23 protein-coding genes, 2 tRNA genes and 1 other RNA gene are annotated in these 20,055 nt (G+C 61.9%); 12 read left to right on the forward strand and 14 right to left on the reverse strand.

Going from position 1 to position 20,055, the window contains the following annotated elements; genetic code table 11:
• Positions 1 to 31: 31 nt before the first annotated feature.
• Positions 32 to 556 carry a peptide-methionine (S)-S-oxide reductase MsrA gene (gene msrA / locus LRQ04_RS20230; RefSeq protein WP_235522093.1) on the reverse strand — a complete coding sequence of 175 codons (525 nt, stop codon included), beginning with the start codon at positions 554 to 556 and terminating at the stop codon, positions 32 to 34.
• A 114-nt stretch (positions 557 to 670) separates the two neighbouring features.
• Here msrA and LRQ04_RS20235 point away from each other — a divergent pair, with 114 nt between their 5' ends.
• Entirely contained in the window at positions 671 to 1,582 is a 912-nt protein-coding gene (locus LRQ04_RS20235) for a Nif3-like dinuclear metal center hexameric protein (RefSeq protein ID WP_235522094.1), read from the forward strand.
• Between the two features lie 89 nt (positions 1,583 to 1,671).
• Positions 1,672 to 2,409 carry a zinc ribbon domain-containing protein gene (locus tag LRQ04_RS20240; RefSeq protein WP_235522095.1) on the forward strand — a complete coding sequence of 246 codons (738 nt, stop codon included), beginning with the start codon at positions 1,672 to 1,674 and terminating at the stop codon, positions 2,407 to 2,409.
• 12 nt (positions 2,410 to 2,421) lie between these two features.
• On the opposite strand, the gene LRQ04_RS20245 is transcribed toward LRQ04_RS20240, so the two are convergent.
• On the reverse strand, positions 2,422 to 3,201 hold the full coding sequence (locus LRQ04_RS20245; protein ID WP_235522096.1) for a YaaA family protein: 780 nt from the start codon (positions 3,199 to 3,201) through the stop codon (positions 2,422 to 2,424).
• 57 nt (positions 3,202 to 3,258) lie between these two features.
• On the opposite strand from LRQ04_RS20245, the gene rnpB reads away from it, so the two are divergent.
• The 4 genes from rnpB (at position 3,259) to LRQ04_RS20265 (ending at position 6,603) form a co-directional block, all read left to right on the forward strand.
• An RNA gene (gene rnpB, locus LRQ04_RS20250) (RNase P RNA component class A) lies at positions 3,259 to 3,649 on the forward strand.
• A 263-nt stretch (positions 3,650 to 3,912) separates the two neighbouring features.
• A complete protein-coding gene (locus tag LRQ04_RS20255) occupies positions 3,913 to 5,400 on the forward strand; it encodes a glyceraldehyde-3-phosphate dehydrogenase (protein WP_257367904.1) in 1,488 nt (495 codons plus the stop codon).
• A gap of 73 nt (positions 5,401 to 5,473) precedes the next feature.
• Positions 5,474 to 5,683 carry a hypothetical protein gene (locus tag LRQ04_RS20260; protein ID WP_235522097.1) on the forward strand — a complete coding sequence of 70 codons (210 nt, stop codon included), beginning with the start codon at positions 5,474 to 5,476 and terminating at the stop codon, positions 5,681 to 5,683.
• Between the two features lie 119 nt (positions 5,684 to 5,802).
• Complete coding sequence (locus tag LRQ04_RS20265) at positions 5,803 to 6,603, forward strand: HNH endonuclease family protein (protein WP_235522098.1); 801 nt, start codon at positions 5,803 to 5,805, stop codon at positions 6,601 to 6,603.
• Here the strand turns inward: LRQ04_RS20265 and LRQ04_RS20270 are convergent.
• From LRQ04_RS20270 to orn, 4 genes are all read right to left on the reverse strand, one after another.
• Positions 6,588 to 7,415 carry an acyltransferase domain-containing protein gene (locus tag LRQ04_RS20270; protein ID WP_235522099.1) on the reverse strand — a complete coding sequence of 276 codons (828 nt, stop codon included), beginning with the start codon at positions 7,413 to 7,415 and terminating at the stop codon, positions 6,588 to 6,590. The genes LRQ04_RS20265 and LRQ04_RS20270 overlap by 16 nt on opposite strands.
• A gap of 4 nt (positions 7,416 to 7,419) precedes the next feature.
• Positions 7,420 to 7,992 (reverse strand): peptide deformylase, encoded by a 573-nt coding sequence (gene def / locus LRQ04_RS20275; RefSeq protein ID WP_235522100.1) that lies wholly within the window; start codon positions 7,990 to 7,992, stop codon positions 7,420 to 7,422.
• A gap of 126 nt (positions 7,993 to 8,118) precedes the next feature.
• A tRNA-His gene (locus LRQ04_RS20280) sits at positions 8,119 to 8,194 on the reverse strand.
• 132 nt (positions 8,195 to 8,326) lie between these two features.
• Positions 8,327 to 8,962 (reverse strand): oligoribonuclease, encoded by a 636-nt coding sequence (gene orn / locus LRQ04_RS20285; RefSeq protein ID WP_257367908.1) that lies wholly within the window; start codon positions 8,960 to 8,962, stop codon positions 8,327 to 8,329.
• Between the two features lie 147 nt (positions 8,963 to 9,109).
• Between orn and mptB the strand changes: the two genes are divergently transcribed.
• Positions 9,110 to 10,666, forward strand: coding sequence for a polyprenol phosphomannose-dependent alpha 1,6 mannosyltransferase MptB (gene mptB, locus LRQ04_RS20290; protein WP_235522101.1), 1,557 nt, complete (start codon positions 9,110 to 9,112; stop codon positions 10,664 to 10,666).
• A gap of 15 nt (positions 10,667 to 10,681) precedes the next feature.
• Here mptB and LRQ04_RS20295 read toward each other — a convergent pair whose 3' ends face one another.
• The 3 genes from LRQ04_RS20295 to LRQ04_RS20305 all read right to left on the reverse strand — a co-directional run bounded on the left by LRQ04_RS20295 (position 10,682) and on the right by LRQ04_RS20305 (position 12,312).
• Positions 10,682 to 11,368 carry a DNA alkylation repair protein gene (locus tag LRQ04_RS20295; RefSeq protein ID WP_235522102.1) on the reverse strand — a complete coding sequence of 229 codons (687 nt, stop codon included), beginning with the start codon at positions 11,366 to 11,368 and terminating at the stop codon, positions 10,682 to 10,684.
• The gene (locus LRQ04_RS20300) at positions 11,365 to 11,697 is read right to left on the reverse strand and encodes a hypothetical protein (protein ID WP_235522103.1); all 333 of its coding nucleotides are present in this window, start codon (positions 11,695 to 11,697) and stop codon (positions 11,365 to 11,367) included. The genes LRQ04_RS20295 and LRQ04_RS20300 overlap by 4 nt, the downstream gene beginning before the upstream one ends.
• Before the next feature lie 63 nt (positions 11,698 to 11,760).
• Positions 11,761 to 12,312 (reverse strand): single-stranded DNA-binding protein, encoded by a 552-nt coding sequence (locus LRQ04_RS20305; RefSeq protein ID WP_235522104.1) that lies wholly within the window; start codon positions 12,310 to 12,312, stop codon positions 11,761 to 11,763.
• Positions 12,313 to 12,530: 218 nt separating this feature from the next.
• Between LRQ04_RS20305 and LRQ04_RS20310 the strand changes: the two genes are divergently transcribed.
• Positions 12,531 to 12,603: transfer RNA gene (locus tag LRQ04_RS20310), tRNA-Arg, on the forward strand.
• Positions 12,604 to 12,653: 50 nt separating this feature from the next.
• On the opposite strand, the gene LRQ04_RS20315 is transcribed toward LRQ04_RS20310, so the two are convergent.
• Positions 12,654 to 13,085, reverse strand: a complete 432-nt coding sequence (locus LRQ04_RS20315; RefSeq protein WP_235522105.1) for an SRPBCC domain-containing protein — start codon at positions 13,083 to 13,085, stop codon at positions 12,654 to 12,656.
• 92 nt (positions 13,086 to 13,177) lie between these two features.
• Here LRQ04_RS20315 and LRQ04_RS20320 point away from each other — a divergent pair, with 92 nt between their 5' ends.
• Both LRQ04_RS20320 and ettA read left to right on the forward strand, forming a co-directional pair.
• Positions 13,178 to 13,657 (forward strand): hypothetical protein, encoded by a 480-nt coding sequence (locus LRQ04_RS20320; RefSeq protein ID WP_235522106.1) that lies wholly within the window; start codon positions 13,178 to 13,180, stop codon positions 13,655 to 13,657.
• A 55-nt stretch (positions 13,658 to 13,712) separates the two neighbouring features.
• Positions 13,713 to 15,395, forward strand: a complete 1,683-nt coding sequence (ettA, locus tag LRQ04_RS20325; protein ID WP_235522107.1) for an energy-dependent translational throttle protein EttA — start codon at positions 13,713 to 13,715, stop codon at positions 15,393 to 15,395.
• 98 nt (positions 15,396 to 15,493) lie between these two features.
• Here the strand turns inward: ettA and LRQ04_RS20330 are convergent, their stop codons facing one another.
• On the reverse strand, positions 15,494 to 16,399 hold the full coding sequence (locus LRQ04_RS20330; RefSeq protein ID WP_235522108.1) for an acyl-CoA thioesterase II: 906 nt from the start codon (positions 16,397 to 16,399) through the stop codon (positions 15,494 to 15,496).
• 63 nt (positions 16,400 to 16,462) lie between these two features.
• Here LRQ04_RS20330 and LRQ04_RS20335 point away from each other — a divergent pair, with 63 nt between their 5' ends.
• A complete protein-coding gene (locus LRQ04_RS20335; protein WP_235522109.1) occupies positions 16,463 to 17,134 on the forward strand; it encodes a hypothetical protein in 672 nt (223 codons plus the stop codon).
• 3 nt (positions 17,135 to 17,137) lie between these two features.
• Here LRQ04_RS20335 and LRQ04_RS20340 read toward each other — a convergent pair whose 3' ends face one another.
• Both LRQ04_RS20340 and LRQ04_RS20345 read right to left on the reverse strand, forming a co-directional pair.
• A complete protein-coding gene (locus LRQ04_RS20340; protein WP_305082613.1) occupies positions 17,138 to 17,620 on the reverse strand; it encodes a globin in 483 nt (160 codons plus the stop codon).
• Positions 17,613 to 18,311: a mechanosensitive ion channel family protein gene (locus LRQ04_RS20345; RefSeq protein ID WP_235522110.1), complete on the reverse strand. Its 699-nt coding sequence runs from the start codon at positions 18,309 to 18,311 to the stop codon at positions 17,613 to 17,615. The genes LRQ04_RS20340 and LRQ04_RS20345 overlap by 8 nt, the downstream gene beginning before the upstream one ends.
• 87 nt (positions 18,312 to 18,398) lie before the next feature.
• Here LRQ04_RS20345 and LRQ04_RS20350 point away from each other — a divergent pair, with 87 nt between their 5' ends.
• Entirely contained in the window at positions 18,399 to 19,397 is a 999-nt protein-coding gene (locus LRQ04_RS20350) for an NAD-dependent epimerase/dehydratase family protein (protein ID WP_235522111.1), read from the forward strand.
• Here LRQ04_RS20350 and LRQ04_RS20355 read toward each other — a convergent pair.
• Complete coding sequence (locus LRQ04_RS20355) at positions 19,394 to 19,873, reverse strand: OsmC family protein (RefSeq protein WP_235522112.1); 480 nt, start codon at positions 19,871 to 19,873, stop codon at positions 19,394 to 19,396. The genes LRQ04_RS20350 and LRQ04_RS20355 overlap by 4 nt on opposite strands.
• Between the last annotated feature and the right edge of the window lie 182 nt (positions 19,874 to 20,055).

Here is a 20,055-nt window from a genome sequence, read left to right on the forward strand (position 1 = left end):
GGTCAGCCTAACGAGCCGGATCGAAACCCTGCTAAGCAGTAAGCCACGCAGAGTAATATTTCCGCGCCTTCGCCAGTTTCGGGTTAATAATCACCTGGCAGTAGCCCTGGTAGGGGAACTTGGCGTAGTAATTCTGGTGCACTTCTTCGGCTTCATAAAAGTCGGGGAGTCGACTTACTTCGGTCACAATCGGGTCGGACCAGAGGGCCTGGGCGCGCTCGATTGCTTCTTCGAACAGCACCTTCTCTTCGGTGGTGGTGTAGAACATCGACGAACGGTACTGGGTGCCGACGTCGTAACCCTGCCGGTTCAGGGTGGTGGGGTCGTGCAGGGCGAAGAACATGTCCAGGATGACTTCCTCCGGAACAACTGTTTCGTCGAAGGTCACGGCCACCACCTCCGCGTGGCCGGTGGTTCCGGAACAGACTTCGTAGTAGTCGGGATTGCGGACATGACCGCCGGTGTAGCCGGAAACAACCGAGCTGACGCCGCGGGTTTTTTGGTAAACGGCATCCAGGCACCAGAAGCAGCCGCCGCCGAGTACGAAAGTTTTCATGTTCTCTTCAATGGATCGGAGGGCGTGATGATTCCCGCAACACCTTACGGGACAATAACGGCGACGCCGGGTGGCGGGACTGCCTGATTCGGTCCGGTAGGTAAGAATAAGAGTATGGAAGCAGAAGACACTGACATTTCTGATGCGGATTCCGGCGAAGATGACGGAGCAGTTGAGGCCACGGGGGAACCCACGCTCGGTCAGGTGTTACTGGCCGTGGAGGAGCTCTGGCCGGAGTCGCTGGCGGAGGAGTGGGACGAAGTCGGCCTGGTAGCGGGCCGCCCCAATGTTCCGGTAAGCAAGGTCCTCTTTGCCGTGGATCCCACCCTGGAAGTCATCGACGAAGCCATCGAATGGGGTGCCGAGCTGCTGATAACGCACCACCCCCTACTGCTCAAAGGCGTGAATTCCGTAGCGGCCACGTCAGCCAAGGGCCTGGCTATCCATCGCCTCATCGAGGCCGGGACGGGATTGCTGACTGTTCATACCAACGGTGACTCAGCCGTCGGAGGGGTGTCCGACGTCCTGGCAGACGCCTTCGGCCTGGAGAACGTCACGCCCCTGACTCCGGCCAGCAATGGACTGCCCGAAGAGGGGATCGGCAGGGTAGGTGACCTTCCTGACCTGGAAACACTCGGTGATTTTGCAGCCCGTGTCTTTGAAATGCTCCCGGCAGTGGCCGGTGGCGTGAGGGTTGCCGGCGATAAGGACGGCCTGGTGCGCAGGGTGGCGGTATGCGGCGGCGCAGGCGATAGTTTGCTTCCCGCTGTCCGCGCCAGCCACGCAGACGTGTACGTGACTGCGGACATGCGCCACCATCCGGCCTCCGAGGCCCGTGAGGGCGCCACGAACGGTCGTCCCTACTTGATAGACGTTTCACATTTCGCCAGCGAATGGCTGTGGCTCCCAGCTGCCGCCGAGGCCTTGGGGAACGTGCTCGCAGACCAGGGTTTCGACGTCGAGATCCGTGTCAGCAGCACCAATAGCGATCCCTGGGACTTCATACTGACTCCCGGCGGGGACTAGAGTCTAGAAAGATATGGGCAGCCCCGACAGATAGGGGTTGTCATGCCGCTCCTGATCTCCGGGACCGGCAGTGACAAGCGGAGGTAAGCGTGGCGAAAGCAGCACCGGCAGAACAATACAAATTGCTTGAACTGCAGGGGCTCGACGCCAAGCTCAAGTCGTTGGCCGGCCGTCGCCGCGTACTGGAAACGGATCCACGCATCACCGACCTCACCGACGCCCTGAACGTGGCAAACGGTGAACTGGGAGCGGCCAAGGTCGCCGTGCACGATGCCGAGGCGGAATTGCGTCGGGCCGAGGCTGATGTGGAACAGGTGGCTACGCGCATCGAACGCGACGAAGCCCGGCTCAATAGCGGTACGGGCCTGTCCAAGGACCTGGTGGCGCTTCAGAGCGACATTGCCTCGCTGAACAAGCGCCGCTCCGACCTTGAGGACGTCGAGCTGGAGATCCTTGAGCGCTTGGACACCCTTCGCGAACGCCAGACCGCCCAGCAGGCGATCGTTGATGACATTCAAGGTTCCTTTGGCAGCATCCGCGCGGAGCTCGATGAGGCCATAGCCGAAATTGCCGCCGAAGAGACCGTCGTTCGTGGACAGCGGGCCGCTTTTGCAGAGTCCCTGGACGCCGGGCTCCTGGCAATCTACGAGAAGACCATTGCCAAGCGGGGAGTGGGCGCCGCTCGGTTGTTCCATGGCAAATCCGAAGGCTCCGGCATGATGCTGAGCCCGGGGGACCTCGCGGAAGTCAAGGCTGCTGCAGAGGACGACATTGTCTTTTGCCCGGACTCGGGAGTAATCCTGGTCCGTTCGGCAGAGTGGAACTAGGCCGGACCGACCCTAGTTGGGCCCAACCTGGCCAGCCAGGATGATGTTGAGTGCGTGCGGCTTGCGGGCCGTGCCCTCCACCAATTCCGTGATCCACATTTCGCTGGCTGCCTTGGCCAGTTGTGCCGGCGTGGCCGGCGCCTTGCCGCGCCGTGTCAGAAGGTGCCGGGCCAGTTCACCCCGGGTGTGTTTGGCGAAGTGGCTGACCACCGTACGTTTGCCGTTTGCCTCACTGAAAACGTTGACGTTTACTGTCTGGGCGGCGGGGGGAGCCCAGGCAGCTGCGTAGGTGCTCGACCGGCAATCCACCACCAGTTCGCCTTCAGCCCGTTTGGCGAGGACGGCGTTAAGCTGCGGCTTCCAGTAGGAGGCGAGGCGTCCGACGTCGGGCAGTGCAGTTCCCATGGACAGCCGGTAGGCGGGCACTTGGTCCCCAAAACCAATGGCGCCCCACAAAGCGGAGATCACCAGGATGGATTCGGTGGCTTTGCGTCGTTGGGTTGCGGTCATGCTCTTATAGCCCAAGGCGTCATAAAGGACGCCGGAATACACCTGGTGCGCCGGGGCAGCCGGTTCGGCATGCAGCCGGGTGTTACGTTCGACGTCGTCCCGCAAGGAAGCGCCGACGCCCAGCAGCGTCAGGGCATCGTCATGCGCGCTCACCGTCCCCAGGGCCTCAAGAACCGTGGCGCGGTGCTGGTTCAGCTCGGGGAAACTCAGCGACTCCCAATTGATCGCGGGACCTTTGGTGGCAGGGGTCTTGCCTTCGGAAGGCGGAAGCAGAATCAGCACCAGTCGATATTACGCCGGACTTTCCAAGCTCCCGACGCCGGTAGACTTGATGGCGGATGGGTCGACCAGGCGGTCGCGCGTCACGAAAGTGGCTCGAGGAACGTCCGGGCTCCGCAGGGCAGGGTGGTGGGTAACGCCCACTCGGGGTAACCCGCAGGCCAGTGCCACAGAGAACAGACCGCCTGCGCCCGGTGATGCTTGCATCATGGGGCAGCAGGTAAGGGTGAAACGGTGGTGTAAGAGACCACCAGCTCCCTGGGTGACCGGGGAGGCTAGGTAAACCCCACCCGGAGCAAGGCCAGACAGGACACGTTTGAGGGCTGCCCGCCCGAGTGTCCGGGTAGGCTGCTGGAGGGCGTCGGCAACGGCGTTCGTAGATGGATGGCCGCTACTCACTTTCCGGTAACGGAAGTGATGACAGAACCCGGCGTATCGGTCGACCCATCCATTTATGACCAGCGCAAACACTGCGTGTGAGTGATTTCACGCCTTCGAAAGTCCTGCCACCGGTCCTTCCGCCCTAGAATAGGTACTGAACGTAGATGTTCTGCCGCCGGGACTGCGTTCGCAGCCGGCGGATTTTCTTTGCTCTCGTTCAAGGCGCTGTGGGTGGACCGAAGCCCGCCGGCGCATGTGCCGCAGGACTACTCCGGGCGGCCGCTGCCATCTGCATACGAGGACGTATGTGGTTGACCCAAGGAAGGTAGTTCTGTGAGCCAGACGTCAGATTCTTGTCTTGATAAGTGGATGGGCCGGGAGGCTCTCGCCGAGGCCATGATTCCGGTGATCGGCCGGTTGTACCGGGAAAACAACGTGGTCACCAGCATCCACGGCCGGAGCTTGATTAACAAGTCCACCATGAACATCCTGAAGGCTCACCGCTTCGCGCGCCGGATGAGCAACCACGAGCTCCTGCTCGAAGAAACCGCACCCCTGCTCAACGCTTTGTCCGAGTTGGAGTTGGGCGCTGCTGCTATCGACATTGCGCGTCTGACGGAGAAGTACCGGGCTGAAGGCAATGGCGCCTCCCTGGACGAGTACTTGCGTGCGGAACTTGCCGACGTCGTTGGCAAGCGCGGCGCTGACGACCGCACCAGCACCGACGTCGTCCTTTACGGCTTCGGCCGGATCGGCCGCCTGCTGGCGCGCCTGCTCATTGAAAAGGCCGGTGGCGGCCACGGTCTTCGACTCCGTGCGATCGTTGTTCGCAAGGGCGCCGAGAACGACCTCGTCAAGCGCGCAAGCCTGCTGCGCCGCGATTCTGTCCACGGATCCTTCGAGGGCACCATCCGCGTGGACGAGGAAGCCAACACCATCACGGCCAACGGCGTCCAGGTCCAGGTGATCTACTCGGACAACCCCGCCACGGTGGACTACACCGCGTACGGCATCAAGGATGCCTTGGTTGTGGACAACACCGGCCGCTGGCGCGACGCCGAAGGCCTCTCCCAGCACCTGCAGAGCAAGGGCGTCGCCCGCGTACTGCTCACGGCTCCGGGCAAGGGCGAACTCAAGAACATCGTCCACGGCATCAACCACCGGGACATTAACGACGACGACAAGATTGTCACCGCCGCATCCTGCACCACCAACGCCATCACCCCGGTGCTGAAGGCCATCAACGACAAGTTCGGCATCATCCACGGCCACGTGGAAACCGTCCACTCGTTCACGAACGACCAGAACCTGATCGACAACTTCCATAAGGGCGATCGCCGCGGACGCTCTGCTGCGCTGAACATGGTCATCACCGAAACCGGTGCTGCCAAGGCTGTGGCCAAGGCTCTGCCCGAACTGCAGGGCAAGCTCACAGGTAACGCCATCCGCGTTCCCACCCCGGACGTTTCCATGGCCATCCTCAACCTGAACCTTGAGAACGGCACGACGCGCGACGAGGTGAACGACTTCCTCCGTGAGATGTCCCTGCACTCGGACCTGCGCAAGCAGATCGACTACATCGACTCGCCCGATGTTGTTTCCACGGACTTCGTCGGATCCCGCCGCGCGGGCATTGTTGATGGCCTTGCAACCATCTCCAACGACAAGAACCTGGTGCTCTACGTTTGGTACGACAACGAATTCGGCTACTCATGCCAGGTTGTCCGCGTCATGGAGGAAATGGCCGGAGTCAACCCGCCGTCATTCCCCGCCAAGGACGTGATTGCTCCCATCGCGTTGCTGGAAACGGCTGACGCTTAAGCAACCAAAACTATTTAGGGGTTTCCCGGCTGTGTCACTGGCCACAGCCGGGAAACCTGATCAAAATGGGCTCATGGACAACGAATCAACCCTTGAGCACGAAACCACTCTCGAACACGCGCTGGACGTTGCGCGGGCCAACCATAAGCAGGCCCAAAAACTCCTCGATCAGGCAGTCGCAGCCAATGCCGCCGGTGACGTCCCGGATCAGCGCGTTGAACAGCTGCGCGCATTGCTCGAAGTAGCAACCGAAGACCTTCAGCGCGTGATGCGGGAGCAATAGAGCCCCACATCAGCGTCGTCACAGTGTGACTTCTCCTCCACACTGTGGATATTGCTCTGGCTGTCGGGGCCTTGTCCTACGCTCGTAGGACATTGCCTGCCCCCACTGGACGGAGTCCCTTGAGCATCACCTGGTCAGCCTACAAACGCGCCCGGCGCAGGTCGCGTCACGCCTGGGTCATTCTGGCTTTCGCAGCAACAGCAGTGGTGTCGGGCTTGGCCTGGTTCTTCACCACCGGCCAGTTTGGCGTCGCCGATCCCTGGGCAGCGGGCCCCAGCGAGGCGCCCGTCTTCGATGCGACATTCATGAAACCGGTCAAGGGCGCAGCTCCCGTTGTTGCCGAAAGTGCAAGCATGGCCTTGGAGCGGCTTCCCGTGAAAGGCAGGGCACCGAAGTCTGACTATGACAGGGCAGCTTTCGGCCAGGCCTGGGCGGACATGGACCACAATGGATGCGACACCCGGAACGACATCCTGCACAGGGATCTTACGGACGTTGAATTCACGGCCGGCTCCTCCTGCAAGGTCGCCGGGGGAGTCTTCGAGGAACCCTACACGGGTGCCCACGTGACGTTCCGAAGGGGTCAGGACACCAGCGCGGCAGTCCAGATCGACCACGTCGTGGCCCTGGCCGATGCCTGGCAGAAAGGTGCCCAGGAACTCACAGCACAGCAGCGGCAAACGTTGGCCAACGATCCCCTGAACCTCATCGCAGCTGATGGTCCGGCGAACGTCAAGAAAGGAGCCGGCGACGCCGCGACCTGGCTACCGGCTAACAAGAACTTCCGGTGCCACTACATAGCGCGTCAAATTTCGGTGAAGACTGCCTACAGGCTCTGGGTCACTGCGGCCGAAAAGGACGCGATGAAGCGGGTACTCTCCGGATGCCCTGAGCAACAAACCATCTACAACGCCAGGTGACCATGCCCCAGTTGCCAGGTGCCGCCGTCGTCGATCCTTTCCAGCACGACGCGCTGGAGTGACGTTTCGCGGGGAAGCTTGTCCAGGTCCTGCAGGCCACGCTGGCGGAACGTAAAGTACACGGCGTCCGTGGGTGCATCCGTGCAGCGGTCCAGCGTGAAACGCCGTGCGAAGGAAGCTATGTTGCTGTCCGGAAGCCGTTCTACCAGGTAGGGATCAAGCATCCACGAGTCACATGTGGCAGTGTCGGCCGGTTTGTCCGGAAAATACCGGGGGAAAAAGCCCCGGGCCTCGGTGAAGCTGGCGTCAACCAGGGCGGGGGACAGGCCCCCGTCTTCAGGAATGTGAACGCCAAGCTCCCACCCGGAACTATTCTGTTGTCCTGCGACTTCGGAATTCCTGACCAAGTGGAATTGCAGACGTCCCAAGCGGAACAGGTTTCCGGCCATGTGGAGCGTCAGCCAACTCCAGGTATCCAGCCCAAAGCGGTTGTGAACCCGCCGGTTAATGCGCAGTTGCAGCCCTACATCGCCCAGAGATGCAGCCGACACCGCAGGACTGATCCCCAGACCCACATGGTAGCTGTGAACCGTCGGGGCGAAACGAAGCAAGGCCTCAATCCAGTCCGCCTCGCTACCGTCGTTTGCCTGGATGCTGTCCCGGGGAAAGGTTCCCAGACGCTCCTGCAAGGAATTGATGGCCCGTAGGACGGCTGCGCTGGGTGGCGTCGCCAAAAGGGCGGCACATTCTGCGGCGTCGTCGCCGGAGATGTCCAGGAGCTCGAAGAGTTCTGCTGTGGAACTGGTGGACATGGATTCAGTGTCCAAAGGGATCGGGGTCCACGCCGGGCATCCAGGTCAGGCCAGGTACACCCCAACCGTTTTTCTTGGCCTGCTTCATGGCCTTTTTGGCGTACCGGTCAATCAAGCGGTTCACGTACAGTTTTCCGTCGAGGTGGTCGAACTCGTGTTGCAGGATCCGGGCGAACCAGCCCGTAGCCTCGAAGTCCACCGGCTTGCCATCGCCGTCGAAGCCCTGGACGCGGGTCCATTCGGCTCGCTGCAAGGGGTAATACTCGCCCGGGAACGACAGGCAACCTTCGACATGTTCGTCGGGGTCCGGTGCCGCGCCGGAGACTTTGGAGAGCGTCAGTACCGGATTGACCACGACGCCCTGTTCGGGCACGTCGTCGTCATTGGCGTACTTGTAGACAAAGATGCGCTTGCCTACGCCGATCTGGGGCGCCGCCAGGCCGACTCCGTTTGCTGCGTCGTTCGTTTCGAACATGTCCGCTATCAATGCACGAAGTTCGTCGTCGAATACCTCGACTTCGCTTGCCCGGCGGTGCAGGACAGGTTCGCCCCAGATGGTGACTGGCAGGACGGTCATGTCAGATCTTCCTTCGTTGACGCTGTGATTCCGAGGCGGAGTCGGCCCTGGATCTGGTTAAAAACAAAAGCCGCACCGGATAACCGGTACGGCCTTTGTGGAAACCGGCTCTTCAGCCAATCTCGGTGGGGTGAGCTACGGGGGTTGAACCCGCGACCTCCTGGACCACAACCAGGCGCTCTGCCAACTGAGCTAAGCCCACCATGTGCCTTTTTCGGCTAGTCCGTTTGACCGGCTTTCCTCGAAGGCAACGACAAATAGCTTACCTGCTGTTTTGGGGTGCAAAGTCCACTTTTGCCGGTTTTGGCGAAAAAACCTCCAAAAATGTTGCAGATCACACCGATTCGCTGGTTCCCAGTGTTTCGGCGGACGCCATCACATCCTTGGAAATCCGCTGCGCGGTGGCAGTGTCCGGCCCGGGTGCGGCGACGAAAACGGCTTCGCGGTAGTAACGCAGTTCGTCGATGGAGTCCTTGATGTCACCCAAGGCGCGGTGGCCGCCGTGCTTTGCCGGCGACTGGAAGTACGCACGCGGGAACCATCGCCTGGAGAGTTCCTTGATGGTGCTGACATCAATCACCCGGTAGTGCAGGTGCTCCACGATGTTCGGCATGTCGCGGGCAAGGAACATCCGATCGGTTCCCACGGAGTTGCCACCCAGCGGCGCCTTCCTGGGATCCGGTACCCACTTCTCGATGTATTCCAGGACCTCAGCTTCGGCTTCTGCCATGGTCTTACCGTGGGGGAGCTCCTCCAGGAGCTTGGAGCGGGTGTGCATGTCCCGTACGAAGTCGTTCATTTGTTCGAGTGCGGCATCGTCGGGCTTGATAACGACGTCCACGCCGTCCCCCAGGATATTCAGCTCCGAATCGGTTACCAAGGCAGCAACCTCGATCAGGGCGTCGTTCTTCAGGTCCAAGCCGGTCATTTCGCAGTCGATCCAGACGATGCGTTCATTAGTAATAGGCACGCGCCAAGCCTATCCCTCAGTCGCTTCCAAGTGCTCCGATGGTACGATTTTTGGGCGCGACAGTGTCGTTTCTTCCTGTCGTGGAATGCCCCCGATGACTCAGAATGTGACCCGAACACAGCGGGCGAACGATTGGACGACGACCACATGACGGTGCCCGTACCCGCCGCGCAACTGGCAGGGAAAGCAGACACGTCAAAAGCTGCTGTAGCCAGCGAAGTGGATAACGCCTGTTCGCCATTGATTGCCGGATTCATAGGTTCGATGTTCATGGTGTTCGGTTCCCTGGGGGTGGGTTGGCTTGCTCCGGCCTCCGAACTGAGGCGGCTACCACTCTTTATCTGGATGCGCACCGAAGGCGTGGGAGTTGCACTGTCCATCGTCCTGTTGGCCATCGGCGGAATGCTCTTGGTCCGCGCTTGGCTCCGTCTCGGGCAGCGAGTCAGGGTCTGGGGCATTGAGGCCCGGAAAGCTACGTTGCAGGCCGTGGTGGCGTGGGGGCTCCCCATGATGTTCACCGTTCCCCTCTTCAGCAGGGACGTTTATGCATATATAGGGCAAGGCCGGTTGATGGTTGAGGGCATCAACCCTTACGAAAACGGAATATCGGCCCTGCCCAACTATTTCCAGCTGGGTGCGGACAAGCAGTGGACAGAGGCACCAGTGCCCTACGGCCAAGTGTTCCTATGGATCGAACAGTTTGTCGTGTGGGCCACCAACGTCCAACCGGAAGCAAGCGTCATGCTCTTCCGCCTGGTCGCCGCGGTGGGGGTTGTCCTGTGCATTGTCTATGTCCCGAAGCTGGCGGAACTTCACGGCGTAAACCCGCATCGGGCACTCTGGCTGACGGCCGCCAACCCGCTCTTCCTGACCAACTTCATTGCCAGCGTCCACAATGACGCGCTGATGATCGGTCTTGCCCTCGCGGGCCTGTACTACTGCGCAACCCGCCGTGTCATCCTCGGCATTGTCTTGGTCACCCTCTCCATCTCCGTTAAGCCAATCACCGTGGTCTTCCTGCCCTTCATCGGGCTTCTGTGGGCCGGCAAGGGTGCTTCGTGGCCCCGCAGGTTCGTGTTCTGGTTCTTCACGGCCGCCCTGAGCCTGGGACTCCTCTACGCGCTGAGCCTGGTTAACGGGTACGGATTTGGTTGGATCAACGGTTTGTCAGCGCCTGGGAGCGTAGCGATCTGGTACGCGCCCGTGGGCCTGATCGGCTTGGCTGTCGGCTCGATCGCCAACGTTTTGGGGCTTGACGGCGCAGTGTTTGCCAAGGCGGTCTATGACGCAGGGAAAGTCCTCATGGTTGCCGCTGTCGCCTGGCTCATCTTCCGGGGCGACTACGACCGCATCATGCGGCGCCTCACGCTGGCGTTTGCCGCCATTGTGCTGCTGGCGCCGATGATTCAGTCCTGGTACGTCGTGTGGTTGATTCCGTTGTTTGCCGTGACGGGCATCCGCAACGATTGGCAGGTCAAAGCCCTGTACTTTGTGGTGTCGTTCTTCATGGTTTACGCCATCTCGGACCAATTGGACGTGTTCCCCTACCTCCAAAGCGAAGACCTGGGCCTGGCCCTGCTGCTGGCCCGCATCGCCGCGGCCGTCATCGCAATCTTCTTTGCGATCTATCTGATTTTCATGGACCCCAAAACCAAGGGCCTGTTCCGCACCAAGGACCAGGCTTTCCTGCGTCCCATCATCTGAAATCCGGTAACGAAATCAAGGGGACGGCAGGAGACGTAGTGCCTCCCGGATGGACAGTGGGCTTAGGTCCGAGGCGTTGTCGGCGGTGAAGTTCCGCACCCATTCCGGATCTGTCTTACTGTACTCGCGCAGGGCCCATCCAATCGCTTTGCGGATGAAGAACTCCTTATCAGTCATATTGGCCCGGATAACAGCAGCCAGCAGGTCGGTCTCCGTCCCTTCCTTTGCAGCAAGCTGAGAGGTGATTGCGGTCCTTCTGATCCATGTGTCGTGATCCACGGCCCAGCGGAGCAGCAGCGGCTTCATGGTGCCCGGGTGGGCAATGAGGAGTGCGCAGATCCTGTGCGCCACCCCGTCCACCAAGTCCCACCACGCACCTGTACGGATAATTTCCTCGTAGACCGGCAACATGTCGAGGTCGGCCTTCGCCATCTTCAGGCCTGTCAGGTCAATCGCGGCATAGCGCTCCTCCCGCGCTTCCGCCTGACGCCACAGTTCGTACACGGCGGCCCGCAGTTCGTCCGGCGATGTTGGAGGGAACTCCCGCACAGCTGCTTTCACGATTTTGCGTACTTCGGGAACCCGCACACCCCAGGAAGGCATGTCGGACTTCATGTAGGCCTGTGCTCCCCGCGCCCTGTCGGGGTCCGCGGCGGAGCGAATGCTTGAACGGATCGACTGGACCAGGTCCCTGGTGGTCATCGCCCAACCTCAGTACCTGTCTTGGTCCCTGTGAGGCACCGCATGACAGCGCTTCCCGGTGAGGGCCTGGACACGATGCTGAACCCGGCTGCTCCAAAAAGTGAGATGCCATCAAACGCGAGCACGCCCGGCGCAGGACCCGCACTGAACGCAGTCTTCAGCTGTTTCTTGCGGTCCTCCGGTGTGGTGGTCTTCCAGTCCCTGCCGGAGAGGGAGAACCACCGGCACCAGCACCGGGAGGGTTCCCCCTTGGTTCCGAACAACTCCTCGACAGCTGCCCAGGAGGCGGGAGAGGTCACGACTCCCGGGGCTGCATCGTGCTGTGGCATGGACCCAGAATAGGCGCTACGTGCAGGGCTGGTCCCGCAGATACGCGAACACGTGCAGCAGAATCACACTCCGGCGCCCGTCAGTTCACCGGTTTCAATGTTGACCAACATCGTGTCGTCATCGTCCGAGGCACCTACAGCGACTTCTTCTGTGTCGTCTACCGGGGGTACTTGGTCATGATCGGCATCCCAGTCGCTGTTTCGCTCCGGTATACCGGAGGCCTCAACGGACGGAGGAGTTTCGGCGGGGGCTGTGCTGCCGTTCATGCGGGTGAAGTTGGCGGAGCCCCACATGAGGTCGTGTCCGACTGACTCGGCGTCGATTTCGGCCACGTGGTAGACGCGACCTTCGTGTTCCCACTGCCGCAAACGCAGGCGTCCAACGACGAGGACCCGTTGCCCCTTCTTGACGCTGCATCCCACATGTCCGGCAAGGTAGCGGAATGACTGAACCGTGTACCAGTTGGTGTTGCCGTCAACCCACGCGTTGGTGGCGCGATCGTAGCGGCGCTCCGTGGATCCCAAGCGGAATGAAGCGGTGGAAGTTCCCCGCGCTGTGGTGGAACTTTTGACTTCCGAGGCTACGAAGCCGCGGACGGTGATGATGTCGTTCATGGGTGGTCCTTCTCGATGTAGGGAAGTGCCTGTCCGGCTCTTTCAGCCTTGTCCACGGCGGAGTGTACGAGTAGGGCGCATCGAAGCTATGTGCATAACTTGGTGCTGCAAGGCCTGTGGAGGGAAGGAGTGCAGCACGGGGTTGTCGGGTTGCCAGCCGAACGCACTGTAAACTCTTTGTGGCGCCAGCGGCCTATGCCGTTTCACGTGCCATGTGCGCCCCAGTAGCTCAGGGGATAGAGCAGCGGCCTTCTAATCCGCCGGTCGGGGGTTCGATTCCCTCCTGGGGCACAAACGGCATCCCCCTTGGACGTGATTCCAGGGGGATGCCCGCTTAACCCCTAGGACTCCAGGAATTCCTTGAGATTCCGAAGCACCACTTGCCAGGTCTCCGTTGATTGGGTCGTTTCCTGGTCAGACGAATTGTTGCCTTGCCTGATGGTTACGCGGGTCCCATCGGCTTCCTCGGCAAGGCTGTATTCCACGGTGTGATAATTCTCTGCGGTGTCAGGCAGCCCCGAGGCCGGACTGTAATGGGTGGTCTTCAGCAGTGCCGGAGGTTCGAATGCGAGGATCGTTCCCTTGTCCTCATAGGACTTGCCGTTGTATTCGCCGGAGTAGGTAATCGGATCGCCGACGCGCCACGTGGTCTCGACGTTCGTACCGAGGAAATACTGCTTGATGAGCGCAGGATCGGTGAGGGCTTCCCACACCTTCTGGCGGTTCGCCGGGATGCTGGCAGTCGCCACAGCATCCGGGGATTGTCCGGTCATGGTTGATTCCTCATCTCCGTTGCCACGAGTCAATGCTCCTTGTTGGACAAGCTACGCCCGTCCGATCCCGCTGTGAATGGCACAATGGCTACGTGATCAGCAGTCGAACAGCATCGGAGCACGGCAGGCCAGCCGAGGGAGTCCGGGTGACAGCATTGTCAGTGCTCGTCGCGACGGCCCTGGCGCTGACCGCGTGCAGCGGACCCGTCATGTCCGCCAACAGTCCTTCCAGCACCGCGCCCTCCGAGGGATCCGTAGCGACAGCCAACGTGGATCCCGCGGTGGAAGACACCAGGCTCGCGGTGGAGGGCACCTTGAAGAAGCTGGTCACTGCCAACGCCAAGCCGGACAGGGAAGCCGTAAGGGCGGCGCTGGTTTCCGCGGGCATTCCCACGGCGAACGTGGAAGTATCTGTCAGCCGCACGCCCACCGGCTTGGATGTCGACGCCATGGAGGCGGCCGCCCTGACCGGGGAAAACTGTGTCATGGGCCAGATCCGCGATGGGGGAGTGGTGGTCACGGTGCTACCCGTCCTTGCCACAGGAAAGTGCTTCGTGGGGGACACCCGGTAGCTGCACGGGGCACCCGAATGTGAGTTATGTACGCCGAGCCACTAGATTTAAGGGTATGGCGGAATTCATTTACACGATGACCAAGGCTCGCAAGGCCGTTGGCGACAAACTTATTCTGGACGATGTCAGCATGTCGTTCTACCCCGGCGCGAAGATCGGCGTCGTGGGCCCGAACGGTGCTGGTAAGTCCACCATCCTCAAGATCATGGCTGGACTGGACACGCCCTCGAACGGCGAAGCCCGCCTGAGCCCCGGCTACACCGTGGGAATCCTCCTGCAGGAACCGCCGCTGAACGAGGAAAAGACCGTCCTGGGCAACGTCCAGGAAGGCGTTGGCGAAATCTACGCCAAGATCCAGCGGTTCAATGAAATTTCCGAAGAGATGGCAAACCCGGACGCGGATTACGACACCCTCCTGGATGAGATGGGCAAGCTCCAGGAAGCCATCGATGCTGCCGACGCCTGGGACATCGACTCCCAGCTCGAGCAGGCCATGGACGCACTGCGTTGCCCGCCGGCAGATGCCGATGTAACTGTCCTCTCCGGTGGTGAGCGCCGCCGCGTAGCGCTCTGCAAGCTCCTCCTGCAGAAGCCGGACCTCCTGCTCCTTGATGAGCCCACCAACCACTTGGACGCCGAGAGTGTGTTGTGGCTTGAACAGCACCTGTCCCAGTACCCCGGTGCCGTGCTGGCCGTCACCCACGACCGCTACTTCCTTGACCACGTCGCTGAGTGGATCGCCGAGGTTGACCGCGGTCACCTGTACCCCTACGAAGGCAACTACTCCACGTACCTGGAGAAGAAGAAAGCCCGTCTGGAGGTCCAGGGCAAGAAGGACGCCAAGCTCTCCAAGCGCCTGAGCGAGGAACTTGAGTGGGTCCGGTCCAACGCCAAGGGCCGTCAGACCAAGTCGAAGGCCCGTCTGGCCCGCTATGAGGAAATGGCTGCCGAGGCGGAGCGCACCCGCAAGCTGGACTTCGAAGAAATTCAGATCCCGCCGGGACCCCGCCTTGGTTCTTTGGTGATTGAAGCCAATAAGCTGAAGAAGGGCTTCGATGACCGCGTCCTGATCGAGGACCTCTCCTTCTCGTTGCCCCGCAACGGCATCGTCGGTGTGATCGGACCCAACGGTGTTGGTAAGTCCACGCTGTTCAAGACGATTGTGGGCATGGAGCCGCTGGACGACGGCGATCTGAAGATCGGCGAGTCCGTGAAGATCTCCTACGTGGACCAGTCCCGTGGTGGCATCGACCCCAACAAGACCCTGTGGGAGGTCGTGTCGGAAGGCAACGACTTCATCCAGGTCGGCCAGGTCGAAATGCCCTCGCGTGCCTATGTTTCTGCCTTTGGATTCAAGGGTCCGGATCAGCAAAAGAAGGCCGGTGTTCTTTCCGGTGGTGAGCGCAACCGACTCAACCTGGCGCTGACGCTCAAGCAGGGCGGCAACCTGCTGCTCCTCGATGAGCCTACCAACGACCTCGACGTCGAAACGTTGAGCAGCCTCGAAAACGCGCTCCTCGAGTTCCCGGGCTGCGCCGTGGTGGTCTCGCACGATCGCTGGTTCCTGGACCGGGTGGCAACGCACATCCTGGCCTACGAAGGCGATGACGAGAACCCCTCGAAGTGGTACTGGTTCGAAGGCAACTTCGACGCCTACGAGGAAAACAAGGTGGAGCGCCTGGGCCCGGATGCGGCTAAGCCGCACCGCGTAACCCACCGCCGCCTGACGCGCGACTAGAGCTGACGCACGACTAGAGCTCACACGCGACTAAAACTGAAACACGAAGAGGCCGGTCCCCAAGGGGGCCGGCCTCTTCGGCTTAAGGCAACGGTGGTCTACGGAATCCTGACCATGCCTTCCTGCGCAACAGTGGCGACATGGACGCCGTCGCGGTTGAAAATGCGTCCCGTCGCAAGTCCCCGGGCACCTTGGGCGCTGGGGGACTCCTGGACGTACAGCATCCACTCGTCCACCCGCACGGGCCGGTGCCACCACATGGCGTGGTCGAGGCTGGCCACGCTCATCCCTGGCGTCATCCATGAAAGGCCGTGCTTGCGGAGGATGGGTTCGAGCAGCGTGTAATCGCTCGCGAAGGCCAGGGCCGCACGGTGCAGATTGGGGTCATCCGGAAGGGGGCCAATGGTCTTCATCCACACCGCGTTGGTGGCCACATGCTCGCTCGGCGGAGAGACATAGAGGGCAGGATCCACGTGCCGGACATCAAAGGGCCGTTCGGATGACATGTGCCGCGCCATCGGGTGGTCGAAGTGGGACAGCAGCTCAGCGGTGCTGGGCAGCGACTCGGGATCGGGGATGCCCTCCGGCATGCTCGCCTGGTGGTCCAGCCCGCTGTCTTCCACCTGGAACGAGGCGATCATCGACAGAATCGGAACGCCGTCCTGGTAGGCGTGCACACGGCGTGCGGAGAAGGAGCGGCCGTCGCGCAACCGCTCGACGCCGAAAGTTATGGGCTTGTTCGCGTCACCGGGCCGGAGGAAGTAGCCGTGCATGGAGTGGGCCACCCGGTCCTGCTCCACGGTCCGCATTCCTGCCATCATCGACTGGGCGAGGACCTGGCCGCCAAAAACACGGTGCCGGGGCTGCTTTTGGGACGGCCCGAGGAAGATGTCCTCGTTGGTCCGGGCTCCGTCAAAATCACCAAGGTCCAGCAGGCCGATCAGCACATCCATGGGGTCTTCTGCGGGTGCCTGCACGTCGAGGCCAGCGTTCGTCTCAGTCATGGTTCGACTTTAGACGCCGCCCCGACCCCTCTCAACCGGGGACATGCCGGTAGAGTCGATCATGTGACAGACGTCTTGACCCAGTCCTTCCGCTTCGCCGATCCCCGTGACCTCGCCGATCTTCGGACCTTCGTTACGCGGGCCAAGAGCATCGACGACGGTGCCATCCGCCTGCAGGCCTCGGGCAGGGTCCTCGCGGCCTATGTGTGCGTGCTGCGGCCGCGCATCCTCGGCGAGTCCACCCCCACCATCCTGGGCCTGCGGACCATGGCCCTGGCGGAGCAGGCCCAGGCCGACGTAACGGTGACGCTTGCGTCCGTGATGGACCGTTTGGCCCGCTCAGGCGACGGGGACGTGGACCTGCCCATCCCGCCGTCGACCGTTTCGGAGTCCTGGGCCGGCGTCGGGGCACCGCGGGCCGGTTGGGAACCGCAAGGTTCAATTCCCGACGCCGACCTCAGGTCAGCGGCCGAGGCGGGCATCGCGGAGGTGGCTGGCGTCGTTCCTGCCGTGGCGGGTGCCGCCGTCATCAACACCGCCAGGGCTGCCGTTTGGGGACGCGGAATGCCTGGCGCTGAGGACCTGCCGTCAGGCGCGGCTTTCGCGGCTTTCGCCCTGGGTTTCCTCGCCGATGGTGAGCAGCAGGTGTACCGAAACGGCCGCTGGTTCAGGCTGAGCGGACCCCGTGGCCATGTACTGGTCCGTACCGGCGCAGGGCTCGGGCTCGGTTTCTGAGGTTCAGGCGTCCGGGCCCGCTGATGGGCTGTTGACCATGGTCAGCGCTGCGCGTTCCATGTAGTCCCACAGGGTGCCTTCATGCAGCGGCGACAGGTCCAACGCGTCCACGGCTGTCCGCATGTGGAACAACCAACGGTCCTTCGCCTCGGGGGTGACCCGGAACGGCATGTGCCGCATCCGAAGCCGGGGGTGTCCTCGTTCCTCGCCATATGTGGTGGGCCCGCCCCAGTACTGTTCCAGGAACATGAGGAAGCGCCGCTTCGCAGGCCCGAGGTCTTCTTCGGGGTACATGGGACGCAGCAGCGGATCCGTGGCCACGCCGTCGTAAAAGACGTCAATAAGCTTGACGAACGTTTCATGCCCGCCGACGGCAGCGTAGAAGCTGTCCGTATAGGCGGGCTGGCTGAAAGGGTCGTTCTGCATCAGTTGGCGGCGGGGGCCGGCTTGTGGCGCTGGTGGCTGGCCACCGGAAATGTTACTCATTGGACTTCTCCTCGGCCTTCGTGGCGCGTGGTGCGCCGGCAGTCACGGGCGCAGCGGCAGCGCCGGGGCCATCGCTGGTATCAGGTGTTTCAAGCGGCGCGTAGTCACCCTGCGAGCGGTTGCCGACCCGCAGGATTTCTCCGTTGCGCAGGTACCAGATGGCTCCGTCTTCGGCACGGACCCGGGTAATCCGCAATCCCACGGATTCAACGGTACCAACCACTTCGCTGGTAACGATCACGTCGCCAATACCGTATTGGTCCTCGATGGTGATGAAGATGCCCGCGAGGAAGTCACGGATCAGTTGCTGGGCGCCGAAACCGATGGCGACACCCAGGATGCCCACGCTGGTCAGGAGGGGCGCGACGTCCACGTTCATGTATTTCAGGACGTAGATGATGACAATCACCACAACAATGACGCTCACCAGGCTTGTCAGCAGCGTGCCGATGGTCTCGGCGCGTTGGGAACGCCGTTCGTGGTCCAGTGCGCGTATGGCGGGTTGCACCCATTTGAAGTGCGCCTTCTTGAAGAAGGAGCTACCGGCAGACACCCGGCGCGTGATGCGCCCGATGATGAACCGCGCAACGATCCAGACTGCCAGCCCCACACCGATGGTGATGAGGATTGATACGAGGTCTATTTTCTCTGGTTCCAAGGTGATGGTTTCCGCTAGGGGGATGGAGGTCAAGGTGCACTATCTCCTTGTCGTCGGCCCGTGTTCGCCGGGCGCGGAACACTCTGTCCACTGACAACCCTAGCGCCGTAGCGTGACGGTATGCGCATCCTGGTCCTTGGCGGCACCGCCTTCCTGTCCGCGGAAATCGCCCGGCAGGCTGTCGCCTCCGGGCACGATGTGACGTGCCTCGCCCGGGGTACTTCGGCTCAACCGCCCGACGGCGCCACCTGGGTCAGGGGCGACCGTGCCTTGGGTGCCGCGGCTTTCGCCGGTGTGGCAGGAAGGTGGGATTCCGTCGTCGAGGTGTCCCGTGATCCAGTGCAGGCCCGGGCGGCTTTGGAAGCGCTGGGCCCTGCCGCGAAGCACTGGACGTTCGTCTCAAGTTGCTCGGTGTACGCAGACCACTCGGTACCGGGGGCCACGGAAGACGCGGCCCTCCTGGAACCGCTGCCGGAGGGGCAGGCGGGAACGCCGGAAACCTATGGCGAGTCGAAGTCAGCGATCGAACAGCTGACGCGTGCCTTGCTGGGGGATAGGGCACACATCGTCCGGGCAGGGCTCATTGGCGGACCAGGGGACGGTACGGACCGCTACGGTTATTGGCCGGCACGATTCGCTGCCAGCCCTGACACGGTGCTGGTCCCGGACATTCCGGACGCAGCGACCCAGATCATCGATGTCCGGGATCTGGCTGCATGGATCCTCCAAGCCGCCGAACAGGGCCTGGCAGGAACCTACAACGCAGTGGGCGAGGTTGTGGGCTTCGCCGACTACATCTCCGAGTCCCGGCGGTTGGCCGGACCGGTCGCGGAGGACGCCATCCGTCCCACCCAGGACTGGCTCGTTGAGCAGGGCGTGGAGTACTGGGCTGGACCGGATTCGTTGCCCTTGTGGCTTCCGCCGGACCACGAAGGCTTCCAGGCGCGCTCCAACAAAGCAGCCCGGGACGCGGGTATGCGGCTCCGCCCGTGGCGGGAGACACTCGCAGCCACGCTGGAGGATGAGCGGGGCCGTGGCTTGGACAGGGAGCGAAAAGCAGGCCTCAGCCGGGACGCCGAACGCAGGCTCGTGGCACTGTGGCGGGACCGGCGGCGTTAGGCGGCGGCCGCCGTCGTGATGGGTTCGTGGTGTACAGGGAAGTTGACGCTTCGGGCGATGAAGCACAGCTGGTTGGCTTCGTGGTGAAGCTGCGGGACCAAGGCGGCGTGAGCGGGATCGGCGATGGTGACGTGCGGTTTCAGGGTCACGGCTTCGAACTGCCCGCTGCCGTCCCTGTTCATCTTCATGAGGCCGTCCGCGTTGTCTTCGTATGCGGAGACCACCACGCCGTGTTTGACGGCCACGTGAAGGAAAGACAACATGTGGCATTGCGAGAGCGCAGCCAGCAGGAGCTGTTCGGGGTTGAACCGGTTCCGGTCACCATGGAACGTGGGGTCTGCTGAGCCCTTCAGCGTGGGCAACCCGGCAATCTCTACATCGTGGTCTCGTGAGTAACTCCGGTAACCAGAGGTGCCTTCGCCGAGGTTCCCGGTCCAACGGACAGTCAGCGCGTAATGGTGCTCGTTCAGGCTCATGCGGACAGTCTAGCGACGCAATCGCAACTGTCCGCATGAGCCCGATGTGAGTGCTGCCTAGATGTACTGTCCCGGCAGGTTGATGACACGGGGCTGGAATTGACGAAGTAAAGAGGACCTCCGGGTGTTATGTGGAGCTTGTCGAGAGCAAACACAGATACCAGGAGGTCCTCGTGTCCCAC

Origin of the sequence: Paenarthrobacter sp. AR 02 (assembly GCF_021538675.1) — a bacterium.
Lineage (GTDB): Bacteria > Actinomycetota > Actinomycetes > Actinomycetales > Micrococcaceae > Arthrobacter.